This window comes from Rhizobium sp. ZPR4 (assembly GCF_040215725.1).
Lineage (GTDB): Bacteria > Pseudomonadota > Alphaproteobacteria > Rhizobiales > Rhizobiaceae > Rhizobium > Rhizobium rhizogenes_D.
Map to the genome: position 1 here is coordinate 996028 of NZ_CP157969.1, position 12399 is coordinate 1008426.

General features: G+C 58.5%; 11 protein-coding genes and 1 pseudogene. 7 read left to right on the forward strand and 5 right to left on the reverse strand.

Annotated features, from left to right (window positions below; genetic code table 11):
* Both ABOK31_RS32250 and ABOK31_RS32255 read right to left on the reverse strand, forming a co-directional pair.
* Positions 1–1278, reverse strand: coding sequence for an extracellular solute-binding protein (locus tag ABOK31_RS32250; RefSeq protein ID WP_174173643.1), 1278 nt, complete (start codon positions 1276–1278; stop codon positions 1–3).
* A 68-nt stretch (positions 1279–1346) separates the two neighbouring features.
* Positions 1347–3680 (reverse strand): family 78 glycoside hydrolase catalytic domain, encoded by a 2334-nt coding sequence (locus tag ABOK31_RS32255; protein ID WP_349961764.1) that lies wholly within the window; start codon positions 3678–3680, stop codon positions 1347–1349.
* Positions 3681–3820: 140 nt separating this feature from the next.
* Between ABOK31_RS32255 and ABOK31_RS32260 the strand changes: the two genes are divergently transcribed.
* From ABOK31_RS32260 to ABOK31_RS32270, 3 genes are all read left to right on the forward strand, one after another.
* Positions 3821–4840 carry a LacI family DNA-binding transcriptional regulator gene (locus tag ABOK31_RS32260; protein ID WP_349962845.1) on the forward strand — a complete coding sequence of 340 codons (1020 nt, stop codon included), beginning with the start codon at positions 3821–3823 and terminating at the stop codon, positions 4838–4840.
* A gap of 662 nt (positions 4841–5502) precedes the next feature.
* Positions 5503–5880: a lysozyme inhibitor LprI family protein gene (locus tag ABOK31_RS32265; RefSeq protein WP_349961765.1), complete on the forward strand. Its 378-nt coding sequence runs from the start codon at positions 5503–5505 to the stop codon at positions 5878–5880.
* Positions 5870–6382, forward strand: a complete 513-nt coding sequence (locus ABOK31_RS32270) for a recombinase family protein (RefSeq protein WP_349961767.1) — start codon at positions 5870–5872, stop codon at positions 6380–6382. The genes ABOK31_RS32265 and ABOK31_RS32270 overlap by 11 nt, the downstream gene beginning before the upstream one ends.
* A gap of 15 nt (positions 6383–6397) precedes the next feature.
* On the opposite strand, the pseudogene ABOK31_RS32275 reads toward ABOK31_RS32270, so the two are convergent.
* The 3 genes and pseudogenes from ABOK31_RS32275 to ABOK31_RS32285 form a co-directional block, all read right to left on the reverse strand.
* A pseudogene (locus ABOK31_RS32275) lies at positions 6398–7494 on the reverse strand (IS1595 family transposase).
* Between the two features lie 96 nt (positions 7495–7590).
* Complete coding sequence (locus ABOK31_RS32280) at positions 7591–8205, reverse strand: outer membrane protein (RefSeq protein ID WP_174173640.1); 615 nt, start codon at positions 8203–8205, stop codon at positions 7591–7593.
* Between the two features lie 262 nt (positions 8206–8467).
* Entirely contained in the window at positions 8468–9382 is a 915-nt protein-coding gene (locus ABOK31_RS32285) for a LysR family transcriptional regulator (protein ID WP_349961769.1), read from the reverse strand.
* Positions 9383–9533: 151 nt separating this feature from the next.
* Here ABOK31_RS32285 and ABOK31_RS32290 point away from each other — a divergent pair, with 151 nt between their 5' ends.
* The 4 genes from ABOK31_RS32290 (at position 9534) to ABOK31_RS32305 (ending at position 12271) form a co-directional block, all read left to right on the forward strand.
* Positions 9534–10382 (forward strand): class III extradiol ring-cleavage dioxygenase, encoded by an 849-nt coding sequence (locus ABOK31_RS32290; protein ID WP_349961770.1) that lies wholly within the window; start codon positions 9534–9536, stop codon positions 10380–10382.
* Positions 10379–10750 (forward strand): glutathione S-transferase N-terminal domain-containing protein, encoded by a 372-nt coding sequence (locus tag ABOK31_RS32295; RefSeq protein WP_349961772.1) that lies wholly within the window; start codon positions 10379–10381, stop codon positions 10748–10750. Before ABOK31_RS32290 ends, ABOK31_RS32295 begins: the two co-directional genes overlap by 4 nt.
* A gap of 30 nt (positions 10751–10780) precedes the next feature.
* Positions 10781–11203, forward strand: a complete 423-nt coding sequence (locus ABOK31_RS32300; RefSeq protein ID WP_174173636.1) for a DoxX family protein — start codon at positions 10781–10783, stop codon at positions 11201–11203.
* Between the two features lie 168 nt (positions 11204–11371).
* On the forward strand, positions 11372–12271 hold the full coding sequence (locus ABOK31_RS32305; protein WP_349961775.1) for an NADP-dependent oxidoreductase: 900 nt from the start codon (positions 11372–11374) through the stop codon (positions 12269–12271).
* Positions 12272–12399: the final 128 nt, after the last annotated feature.

A 12399-nucleotide genomic window follows, 5' to 3' on the forward strand; every position in this document is an offset into this window, starting at 1 on the left:
TTACCAGTTGGGCAGTCCAAGTTGTTTGGCCTGCTTTTCGACATCCTGATCATAGAGAGCCGCGGCGTCCTTGGCGGAGCGAATTCCGGTCCCGACCTCGACGGTGATCTGCTCGAGGGCCGGCCCCTTGATCGGCGACAAAAACTCCAATGCCGGAGTTGCGTGTCCTTCTGTCTCGAAATACGGCAGCATGTCGGAGACGACGGGCGGAATGTCTTTCGGCAGCTCGCATCCCCTAACGAGATAGGGACCTGAAGGAACGGCCTTGGCCATCAGCTCGCAGGCTTCCTTGGAACCGACCCAGTCGACGAATTTCTTGGCCTCCTCGACATGCTGCGATTTCGCGGAGACATAGAGTGCGGCGGGCATCCAGACAGTGAGGCCATTCTTGGCAGCATCTGTTCCAGGAAGCGCAAAGAAGCCGAGATCTTTCAGATTGTCTGGAAAATTCTGCTGTATGTTTCCGATACCGAAAGTGAGATTTGGATAGTGCGCGGCTTCGCCCGTGGCGACCATGCGCATGCCGTCGTCGAAGGTTGCTGCGCCGAAATCGGCATTGAAAAATCCGCCTTTGGCGACCTCTTCGAGATGCTCGAACCCTCGCAAGGCGGCCGGCGTATCGGCGTATTTCTGCTTGTTGGCAGTGTAGTTGGCGGCAAAATCCGGGATTTCCGCCTGGACATTGTGGAAATCGGCGAGCACGAAAAGCTGTGAGGTCCAGGTCGTGCCGTAGGTCTGTGCGATCGCCACCTTGCCTGCCGCCTTGATCTTCTGATTGTTGGCCATGAATTCCGCCCAGGTCTTGGGCGGCGTAAGGCCGAGTTCGGCATAGATCTTGCGATTATAGAAGATGCCGCCACCCATGGCCGGACCGAATGGGATGCCGCGAACGTGGCCGTCCGGGCTTGTGACCACTTTTTTGAAACTGTCGAGAATTCCGGCTTCGGAGGCAAGATCGTTCAGATCCGCCATTGTTCGTTCCGGCTTCAAGGCCTGGAACAGTGAACCGCTATTGTATTGAAAAATATCGGCCATTTCGCCGGTCGCAAGACGAGTCTTGATGATGTTGTCACCTTCCGATCCGCCGGCACGCTGTTCGACATCGAAGCTCACATCCGGATGCTTTTCCGTATAGGCCTTGGAAACGGCGTCGAACGAGGCGATGGATTCGGGATTGGTGTCAATCAGGACGCTGAGCGTCACGTCGGCATGCGCGACGCCCGCCGCCAGCGACACCGAGATTGCGGCGAGGACGCACTTCATCATTCTCATAGTCATTTCCTCCTCCTGAAGACCGGAATGAATTGAGCTGCCTGCTTGCGGGTAAGGTGCCGCAAGCTGTCGTATCAGATGGCAAAGGTGATCGTGTGTTCCCCCTTGGTCAGTTTGAGTTCTCCGCCTGGTTCGATCCCGGCGCCATCCACGTTTAGCGATCTTCGATTCTGTCCCGCTTCCAGGCGGGCCGTTATGCCTTCCGGCAGCAACAGACGGCATGTGACGGTTTCTCCCTTCACCGTCCATCCAGTCTCGATGCGTCCGAACCGCGTGTCATGCCAGGCTGAGACCGGCGATAGTGCCGGCAGGATGGTGGGGTCGAATGAGATTTCTTCGAAGCCCGGCGCGTCCTCCAACGGTTTGATCCCGGCGACGTCTTCAAAAAGCCATTGGCATACGGCTCCATAGGCGTAGTGATTGTAGCTGTTCATGTCAGGATCGTAGATCGTGCCGTCCTCGGCAAGCGCGTCCCATCGCTCCCATATCGATGTCGCGCCGTGGTCCACCTGGTATAGCCAGCCTGGCACCTTGCGATTGAGGAACATCTTTTCGGCAAGATCATGCATGCCGAGCCGCGTGAGAGCCGGAAGCAGTGCGGGGGTTCCTATGAAGCCCGTGCCGATGACGCCGTCGGTTTCTTCCGAGACGCGCCGGAAATAGGCGCGGGCAGCCTCTTCATGCTCCGGTGGAACAAGGCCATATAGGAAGGCCAGCGCCCATGATGTCTGATCATTGTGTGCGATACGACCGGACGGCGTAAAGAACTCGGTCTTGAAGGCATTCCGGATCTCCTCTCTCCGGATCTCCAGACGTTCAGCCTCCTGATCTTCGCCGAGAATGCGGGCGATCTTTGCTGCCAACTGGGTAGAAATGAAATGATAAAGGGTCGCCGCGCAATCATCGGCCACTGTCGGGCGCGGCTTGCGATTGTCGCCAGCGGGCTGCAGCCAGTCGCCGAAAGTAAAGCCGTGCGCTCCCCACACGGCCGGCGGCCGGATAATCGGTCCGTTGGAAATGCCCCACAAATAATCGAGCCAGCGCCGCATGGCCGGAAAGCATTCTCTGAGCACGGCGGAATCGCCATAGTGAAGGTAGAGCTGCCAAGGGATGATGACGATGGCGTCCCCCCAGCCGGTCGAGCCCGCCCAGTCACCACGGCCGTCGATCGGATGAAGCCGTGTCGGGTCCGGCGAAAAATGCGAAACCGCCCCATCGGCGCGTTGGTCATGCATGACATCGCGGAGGAATTTCATAAGGAAGGATTGGCTGTCCGCCAGCCAGCAGGCTGTTCCTGCGAAAACCTGGGCGTCGCCGGTCCAACCCAATCGTTCATCGCGCTGCGGGCAGTCCGTCGGCACCTCGATGAAGTTGGAGCGCTGCGACCAGATGGTGTTTTCGACCAGACGATTGACTGCCTCGACGCCGCAGTTGAAACCGCCGGCGGCCACGGGAACGGACGATATCGGGACCATGGCAATGCTGACCAGTTCCGCCTGGCCGGTGATGCTGACGCGCGCATAGCGGAAGCCCATGAAGGTGAAGAGCGGCGCGTAGACCTCTTCGCCTTCTCCGGCGAGCGTATAGATCAACTCGGCGCGTGCGCTGCGATAGTTGCGATTGTCGAAAAATCGCCCAGGGCCGAGCACTTCCGAATGTTCGATGCAAAGCTTGGCACCTTTCTCGCCTTTCACACGGATGCGGATATAGGCGCCGGCATTCTGGCCGAAATCATAGACGTTGCTGCCGCCGTCCTCGATCCAGCTGTCGATCGGTGTATGCTCGGGGAGTTCCTTGACGGCGCCCGTCTCGTGCGGAACGAGCAATCCCTTGTCGAAGGCCAAAAGTTCGACGCCATGGCTGTCGTGCGGCGCGATGCGAGCGTCGTAATCCTCTCCATAGTAAATGCCGTTGCGGGCGACCGGCGTGAAGCCGCTCTTCCAGCTGTCGTCGGTCTTCAAGAGCAGCCGGCCGTCGCCATTCAGCTCCGCAATCGCCGCCACCCGTTCGCCCCAGCAATTGAAGACCGGGTTAGGCGCCCACATCAGCTGGCTGCGGTACCATCCGTCCCCGAGCCAGATCTCGATGCGGTTCTCGCCAATGCGCAGATGTTCAGTAATGTCGTAGGTCTGGTATGCGATCCGATCATCATAACAGGTCCAGCCCGGCGTAAGCAGATCGTCGCCCACACGTCTGCCGTTGATGAAGGCGCGATAGAGCCCCAGCGCAGAAATACGCAGCGTCGCTTCGGTTGGCAGTTTTTCCAGCGTGAATTGCCGGGAGACGAATGTCCCTGCGGTTCCCTGGCCGGCATCGCAGGCGGGCGCGATCATCGATGCAGCAAATTGGAATGCGGAATCGACACGGGTCTTGGCCACGGCGGCGCCGTGGTCTGAGCGAATTGTCATTGCATGCCTCCTCAGCCGCCTGTCCTCCGGCGGGATACGATTTTGTGTATCGTTCTATGTATATCATTCTACACAATCGATTGCGGCGCAAGAGTTTTGTGCCTATAATTTGGCGAGATCGGGGATTGAGACGCTTTATGATGAAAAATCAGACTGTTAACGCGGCGCAGGAGAGGGTGACCATCCGGCATGTGGCAGAAGATGCGGGCGTATCCGTAGCGGCGGTATCGAAAGTCCTGCGCAATGCTTATGGCGTCAGCGGCAGCCTGAGAGGCAAGGTGGAAGCCTCGATCGAAAAACTCAATTACCGTCCATCGGTTGCCGCGCGTGCGATGCGTGGACGGACGCAGACGGTTGGTGTTCTGGTGATCGAGCTGTCGAATCCGTTCCTTCCGGGCGTCATTGAAGAGGCCAATGCCGCGCTGTCGGAAAATGGCTTCAAGGCATTGATCGGCATTGGGCGCTCGGCAAGCTCGATCGAAGCGTCAATGATCGAATCGATGATCGACAACCGGATGGATGGCGTCGTCATCATTGCCCCGCGCATATCCGGCAAGGTTCTCGAGCGCTATGCGCGGCAGATTCCGATCGTCGTCATCGCGCATCATGAGCCGCAGGCCGAGACCTATGATACCGTCAATTCGGACGACAGGCGGGGTGGATATCTGGCTGTCGAGGCGGCCCTGCGCGCCGGCTATCGGGATATCGCCATGCTGAGCTATGATCTCCTGGATTCGCCGGCGACCATCGTCGCGCTGCAGCGCGAGGAGGGCTACCTCGACGCCATGAAGCAGGCCGGGCTCAAGGGACGCATCATCCGGCTGCCGCCGGTCGCCGTCGACCGCGAGCGGGCGATCCGGAATTTTCTCGATTCAAAGGACCGTCCGCGCGCAGTCTTCGTATGGTCCGATCTCGATGCCGTGCCCTTGATCAATGCCGCGCGGACAAGCGCAATTCGGGTGCCTGAAGATCTTGCCATCATCGGCTACGACAATTCTCCGATGGCCGCCATACCGCTTGTCGGTCTGACGAGCGTCGATCAAAATCAGATGCAACTCGGGCGGACGGCTGTGGAGGTTCTGCTCAGCAGGATTGATGGCCGGCGTGACGCCAGGCATCTGTTGATCGAACCCCACGTGGAATTGCGCGGCAGCACCTGACACGTGATCCGGACGAAAAGGTGGAGAGGCAGGCTATGACCGCGTCCGGCTCTCCTGTTTCAGCACGGGCACAGCTGGATTTTCGTTCCAGCCGGATAGCCGGGTGATGTTTGCAAAGGCAGGCCGGGAACATGCTGGTATCGGCAATTGAGCCGAAGATTTTCTCTTGAGCCCAATTGCCGGTTTGTCTGCCGGTCTTGGCCGGCACCGCTTACTGTTCGTGGCCTTTATCAACCAAAGACAGCCACGGCGGATTTGATATTGATGCCGCCGTCGTGGCTTCGGCGCATTTGCCGGCCTGACCCCGGAACGATATCGAAGGACGAATGCCGAGTGGACCAATCACGTACCCGAGCCAAACATGTAAATTTTCTTCTATATCGTTTTTTCGGCTCCTTATTGTCATCCCGTGTTGCCTGCACTAATGATTATAGATCGGCAGATATCGGCGATCCCTCCGCTGCATTGCTCTTGGCCGGCAGCTTCTTGCGGACCGCAAACAACAGGAGAAGCTGATATTGGAGCTCCCGTCATTTCAGAGCGATATCGATGCAATGGCACGCCATATCTCGAGACCTCGCAGTCGCCCGCACCGTTGGGCACGCCCAGGACGCCGCACATCACAGGCCCTATACCTATGGGTCCTAATCGTTGCAGCAGGCATGTTGCCTTGTACTCAAAGCTTTGCCGCCGCCCCTGCTCTCTGTGCCGAGGCGCCGAATCAGACAGCTAAGACCCTCTGTGCGGCCGGCAAGCTGAAGACTGCGGAAAGCGCCCTGGATCAGGCCTATGCAGCTCTCGACGCCAGGCTCGAACCGCTTGGCAAGCGCAATCTGAAGCTCGCGCAGGAAGCATGGCTCAAATTTCGTGACCTCGAATGCAACCTGGAAACTGGAAGCGATCCGGATCGCCTCGGCCGAGAGGGCACGATCATGTCGATGCTGCTCGGCGAGTGCGCGATCGCGCTCACTGAGCAGCGGACCCGCGATCTGACCGAGCAGCTCAAGTGCCCAGGCGGCGATCTGTCCTGTGAACCATGATCGCGACAGCCGGATCATCACCGAGACGGTTTCGGGCAGCACCGCCATCGCACAACGCCTCAGCCTCTCCCTGCTCATGGACAAGCCGGAGTCCGAGGACATTTTGATCGTGACCAAGCTCGATCGGCTCGGCCGTGACGCCATTGATGTCAGTACAACCGTCAAGGCTCTCGTCGAAACGGGGGTAAGGGTCTACTGTCTGGCGCTCGGCGGCGCCGATCTCATCAGCTCGTCCGGCACGATGACCATGCAGGTGCTTAATGCGGTAGCTCAGTTCGAGCGAGATTTGCTGATCGAGCGAAGTCAATCCGGCCTCAGGCGCGTAAAATCAGAAGGTAGGACGCTCGGCCGGCCGTCCACACTCAGCCAAGAACAGAAACAGGATGTGCGCGATGATCTCGCGAAGGGCATCAGCGTTTCTGCGATAGCCAGGAAATTCGCGACCAGTCGACAAACTGTTATGTGGGTTCGAGACGAGAGCTCACGGCCTGCCCCAGCTTAGCGTACGCGGCCTTTATCAACCAAAGACAGCCACGGCGGATTTGATATTGATGCCGCCGTCGTGGCTTCGGCGCATTTGGCGGCCAGTGGCAGCACGGAACACCTGGAGTAACTGCAGCGCAAGCGGCACCCGTGACCAGAGGTTTTTCATGCTTTCCTTGCCGCTTCTGCTCTTTCGCACGGCTTGGCCGGTGACAATACGCTGGGACCAACGGAAGCCGATTTCATGAAAATAAAGGTCTGCAAGTTCTGGGCTGATGTGATGAAAAACACCTGCGATGGTTCGCCGAACTCGAGCGTTGAACCCTTCAACTGAATTGACGTGGACGGAATCCCGGACATATTCGCGGCTGGAGTGGTTGACCGTCTCGTGTGCGGCAAAGCTTTCGCCTATGGCCACGAACGCCTTAGCCTCATCACTCATCAAGTGTGCATGCAGCTCAACTTGTGTTGCCATTGCGTTCACGGCAGCACGCAATGAAAGGCCGGTTGCGACAGCGGCGCGGGCGTCACCCGCTTTGGACCCGGGAGTGACGTCTGCCGGTCGCTGCACGATCCCCACGACCGGCGTCTTTTCCGTTTTTGCCTGCCCCTTGCGGCCTCGCCCCGGTGGCGGCCCATCAGGCTGCTTTCTTGGCCCTCCACCAAGATAGAAATGGTCAACTTCCACCGTGCTATCGAGCATGTGCTCGCGCGCTACCATGAGGCGCAGCGCATGACCGATCCGCCAGGCGGTCGGTTGGCTCACCCCGAGTGTCTCGGCGAGACGGATCGAGGACAAGCCTTTGTCCGATTGCAGCAACAGCCACATCGCCTTGAGCCATGTGCGCAAGGGAAGTTTCGTGGCATGCAGAGGCGTGTGCGTTGTCACCGTGAACTGGAAACGGCAATCACTGCTGGAGCATTGATAGAGGCCCGGACGTGCACGGTGCTTGCCTACGTCCCGGCCAGCTATCGCGATCGAGTGTTTGTAACCACGGCCGGGCAGATCCTACCATTCGGCCACACCATGCCCTCCAGCAAACGACAGCAATGTTCTTCGTCTCGGAATGCAGCAATCATGTCTTCAACTGTTCGAGTATTGGAAAGCGTTGCCACTATCATTTCAGACATAATCGTCATCTCCGGAGCGGACCGAAGAATCGCACCGAATATCCTATATTAAAAGGAATTTGCTGTCTTTGGTTGATAAAGGCCCTGTTCGTTCTTTCAGAACTTATAGCTTGCGCCGACAAGGACCTTGTTCTGAGTGGCGCCGAAATCCCCGATCGCCGACCCGAAATCCTTGTTTCCGAAATCGGAATAACGGTATTCGCCGCGAACGATGACATTATCGGTCAGGGCGTGCTCGATGCCGCCGCCGGCGGTCCAGCCGATCAGAATATCGTCCTTTTTCCCGACGCCAGAAACATCAACCTTGCCGCCGGCAGCAGCGACACCGGCTGTCGCGAAGAGCAGCGTGCGGTCCAGGGCGTAACCGACGCGAGCGCGGCCCGACGCATCCCATTCGAGATTCGCTTCCTTCTTGTCCTTGAAATTGTAGTTGAAGTCGTTTTCGATACCGTAGACGATATTGCCGGATTGGAAATTATATCCGGCATGAACGCCGGCCGTGCCGCCGTCGAGATTGCTGTCGGTGCCCAAAACGGTCCCCTTGTTCCAGACATAACCGCCCTGTCCACCGAGATAGAAGCCGGACCAGTCATAGGCTGAAGGACCCTGCTCGGCGGTTGGCGCGGGATGTTCGTAGGTGAGATCGGCGGCGAGGGCCGGAACGGCCAGGAATGACGCCAGAGCGCCGACGACGAAAAGCTTGATATGCATAATGGCAGTGCCTCATGTTCTTGCACCAACAGAAGGGCGTTCGCGTGTCGCATCGGCCCGGCTCATAGGGTGACTATGCCGTCCGCAAGATTGCTGTGTGTGCTTTCATATTCAGTTTTGTTGCAGCGGCGAAAAGCACCGGAGGAGCGTCAAAAAGCGCAAGGTCGACCGGTTGCCGGATATGACAATGGTGCCACGCGTTCGCCGCCTCCAAAGCCGCAAGATTTCGCAGGAAACATCCAGCTGAAATGGGGCTATGCGGTCAGCGGTCTTCAGCTGCTTCCGAGCACAGGTTCGGCCGCGAAGCGAGGAAGTCGATGAAGGTTCGAACCTTCGCGGAAAGATATTTCCTGCTGGGATAGACCGCATGCAGTGTGGCGTCGAATGTCACGGCTTTCGGCAGCACCATCTCCAATCGGCCATCGGAGATATCGGTTTGCGTCATCCACATCGGCAGGAAAACCAGCCCCATGCCCTCGAGCGCAGCCAGATGCAGCATGATTTCGTTTTCGCTTTGCATGACAGGACGGAAGTTCACGGTCTGAGTGCCGTCCTGCCCGGCGACAGCTATGCTGCCGTTCGCGTTCATGCCGCTATAGGCCAGTAGCGAGTGACCATTGAGATCGGCCAGCGCTCTCGGCCGGCCTGTGCGTGACAGATAGGCCGGAGATCCGACGAGATGAAAAGCAAGGCGCATCAATGGTCGGGCGATGAGATTGGGATCGAGCCGCTCGGGGGAGGTCGCCCGCAGGGCGAGGTCGAAGCCCTCGTCGACGAGATTGACGATCCGGCCGCTGAGATCCATGTCGAAGCGCACGTCAGGATAGCGCTGGTGATATTCGGCGATCATCCGCGCGACAAGCGCGTTTGCCGCCCATACCGGTGCGCTGAGCCGCAAGGTTCCACGCGGCATGACGGTGACGTTGCTGACGGCCGCCTCCACCTCGTCCAGTCCATCAAGCATCTGCCGGGCCTGATTGAAATAGAGCATGCCGCTCTCCGTCATACTGACATGCCGGCTGGTTCGGTTCAGAAGCCGGGTTCCCAGCCGGTTCTCAAGATGCATCACATGTTTGCTCGCCATTGCCGGCGAGAGGCCAAGCCGATCGGCTGCCGCTGTGAAGCTCTTAAACTCCGCCACTGCGCAAAAGACCCGCAAGCTCGTTAGCGTATCCATGGATCATCAACTCGTAGGAAATGTTTCTTCAATGTAAGCTGCATTGATCAATAAATGAGAAAAGTTAGCTTGGCCAGATCACACGGCCTGGCACATCACCCTCTCCGGTTTCGACTTTGATGGTGAGTGCCCCGCGACAAGGATGAAACACGTGAACAAGCTTCGTCTTCCGACCTACTTCATCAGTCACGGCGGCGGCCCCTGGCCTTACATGAGCGGTGAATTCCGCAATAATTTCGACAAGCTTGAGCAATCTCTGATCGAGATGCGTGCCGAGCTGGGGAATGCGGTCCGGGCGATCCTGGTTGTCTCCGGCCATTGGGAAGAACAGGGCTTTTCCATATCGTCGGGCGCCCATCCGGGGATGGTTTACGACTATCATGGCTTTCCGGAGTATCTCTATCACATCAAATATGGCGCTCCGGGCGAACCTGAGCTTGCCAAGCGAGTACAGGCTTTGCTGCATGCGCGCGGGGTCGAGGCAGGGCTCGATCCGACCCGCGGCTTTGATCACGGGACTTTCAGCATCCTGAAGCCGCTTTATCCGGAGGAAAGCATTCCGGTCGTTCAGCTGTCTCTGGATGTTGGCTACGATCCGGCCTTGCATCTCGAGGTTGGGCGGGCGCTGGCGTCACTGCGCGACGAGGGTGTGCTGATCATCGGAAGCGGTCTCAGCTATCACAATCTGCCGGCGATGCGCGGGAGAGAGGGCTGCGAGCCGTCCCGCCAGTTCGACGCCTGGCTCCAGCAGACGCTGGTTCATTCATCTCCTTACGAGCGCGCAAAACTCCTGCTCGAATGGGAACAGGCCCCGTCAGCCCGCGCAGCACATCCGCGCGAGGATCATCTCATTCCGCTGATGGTGGCCGTTGGTGCCGCAAGGGACGAACCCGGCGCCGTCACCTACCATCAGACTGACTTCGCCGGCGGGCTTACTGCCTCGAGCTTCCGCTTCGGCGATGCGCCCGTGCCGGCAACAGTCGATAGAGACGCAAGATGAGCGAGCCGTCGAAGCCGGTTATCTACGTCAAGAGGAGTTGCCCGTTTTGTCTCAAGGTGAAGCTGTTCCTGCTGGAGGCCGGCTTGATGGATGCCGTTGCAATTCACGAATTCGAGCCGGGATCGCAGCTGGAGGATGACATACGCTCCGAACTTGCCCGGCAGCTCGACAAAGTGAGCTTTCCCGCCGCTCAGCTCGAGCCAGATCGCTATCTGACCGAATCCGATGCGATCATCGCGCTTCTTGCCGCCAGGGTAGGTCGTGATCCCGTCGATATGCCTGTGCTCACCAGTTATGTCGAAGGCGCGCTCAAGCCGATGATGGCGCTCTGGAAGGAAAATTTCGAACTCAAAGCCACTGCTGCCTGACGATCTCGGCGGCCATTCAGGAGAAATACCATGTTGAATACCACGAAATGGACCCCTCACGTTCTTGCGATCCTGCGGATCGTGACCGCACTGCTGTTCCTCGAACATGCAACTATGAAATTCTTCCAGTTCCCGGCAGCAATTCCGGGCGTGACCTATCCGTTGCCGGCCATCATGCTTGCCGCCGGCGCAATCGAGATCGTCACCGGATTGCTGATGACTGTCGGCCTCTTCACGCGCATCGCCGCTTTCATCGCCTCCGGCGAAATGGCAGCCGCCTACTGGATGGCGCATGCCCCGCAAGGCTTCTGGCCGGCACTCAATATGGGTGAGGCAGCGATCATGTTCTGCTTCATCTTCCTCTTCATTGCCTTTGCCGGCGCCGGTAGCTGGGCCCTGGACAATGTCCTGCGTCCGTCTTCGAAGCAGATGTCGCTGACCGAAGGCGCATAAGGCAAAGGTGCTCTCGTCCTGCGACGAGAGCACCTTGCCAAGGTTGAGCCCTGACAGCCGGCGTAGCCGTAGCTGCCGATGCGATTAGGCTTTCGTTCCAAACGTTGCCGTCGTTCCGCAACAGGGCCGAATTGCGTGAAATCAATAGAGAGCCCTTGGAGACGAGTGATGAAGGCTGTGCTTCTCAAATCATATGGCGGTATCGATCAATTCGAGATCGGGGATATCCCGACGCCAAAGCCGGGTGCCGGCGAGGTTCTGATCAAGATCGAAGTATCCGCAGTCAATCCATTCGATCTCATCCTGCGTCAAGGCTTCATGGCGCAATACATACCGCTTTCGCTGCCGGCAGTATTGGGTGGAGATGCTGCAGGCACGATATCGGAAATTGGCGAAGGCGTGACGGGTTTGGCGGTCGGTGACCGGGTTGTCGCCGATTTCCCACCAAATGGCAAAGGCGCCCATGCCGAGTTTGGTGTCGTTCCCGCCACCTCGGTTGCCAAGTTGCCGGCCGCGCTGAGTTTTGAGGAAGGGGCAGCCTTGGTAAAGGCAGGCCTTACCGGACGGCAGACCGTGGAGGCGCTCGGGATTGGCGCAGGCGACCGCGTATTGATCTCGGGTGGCTTGGGTTCTGTCGGCCGGGCGGCAATCCAATACCTGAAGCAACTCGGCGCTGAGCCGGTGGCGGGTGTTCGACCGGAGCGGCTGGATGAGGCCCGTGAGCTGGCTGGGGAGGCCTTGGATATCACCGTCGCGGCACAGAAGCCTACCTTTCGATATGCCATTAGCGCTGCGGCTCCCGTGGCCGGAAACCTGATCGGACACGTTGTCGATAATGGACAAGTCGCGAGCATCGTTCCGGTGCCTGACAGCGCTAGGAACAATCGCGTTACCATCCACGAGCTCTACCATCGAACGGATGCTTCCACACTCGACGCGGTACTCGATGCTGCAGCCCGGAAGGTGCTCATCATACCCATATCGCATTCTTTCGAGTTAAGAGAGATCGGTGCGGCGCACAGCGTGCTTGCTGCCGGAGCTCAAGGCAAAATCGTACTAAAGCACTGAATGTAATGAGCCTCGCTCAAACCCCATGGGAAGGAACATGGGGATGGGATGACGAAGGCAAAAGCTGCGATTGGGGCGGTCAGCGACGCGTTGAGCAGGCCATATGGCAGCTTTCCGCCCCCGGTTTA

Excerpts from the sequence above, each read along its gene's own strand:
- ABOK31_RS32305 (WP_349961775.1), top strand. The coding sequence starts at position 11,372 with ATGAAGGCTGTGCTTCTCAAATCATATGGCGGTATCGATCAATTCGAG.
- ABOK31_RS32260 (WP_349962845.1), top strand. The coding sequence starts at position 3,821 with ATGAAAAATCAGACTGTTAACGCGGCGCAGGAGAGGGTGACCATCCGG.
- ABOK31_RS32280 (WP_174173640.1), bottom strand. The coding sequence starts at position 8,205 with ATGCATATCAAGCTTTTCGTCGTCGGCGCTCTGGCGTCATTCCTGGCC.
- ABOK31_RS32300 (WP_174173636.1), top strand. The coding sequence starts at position 10,781 with ATGTTGAATACCACGAAATGGACCCCTCACGTTCTTGCGATCCTGCGG.
- ABOK31_RS32265 (WP_349961765.1), top strand. The coding sequence starts at position 5,503 with ATGTTGCCTTGTACTCAAAGCTTTGCCGCCGCCCCTGCTCTCTGTGCC.
- ABOK31_RS32250 (WP_174173643.1), bottom strand. The coding sequence starts at position 1,278 with ATGACTATGAGAATGATGAAGTGCGTCCTCGCCGCAATCTCGGTGTCG.
- ABOK31_RS32295 (WP_349961772.1), top strand. The coding sequence starts at position 10,379 with ATGAGCGAGCCGTCGAAGCCGGTTATCTACGTCAAGAGGAGTTGCCCG.
- ABOK31_RS32255 (WP_349961764.1), bottom strand. The coding sequence starts at position 3,680 with ATGACAATTCGCTCAGACCACGGCGCCGCCGTGGCCAAGACCCGTGTC.
- ABOK31_RS32285 (WP_349961769.1), bottom strand. The coding sequence starts at position 9,382 with ATGGATACGCTAACGAGCTTGCGGGTCTTTTGCGCAGTGGCGGAGTTT.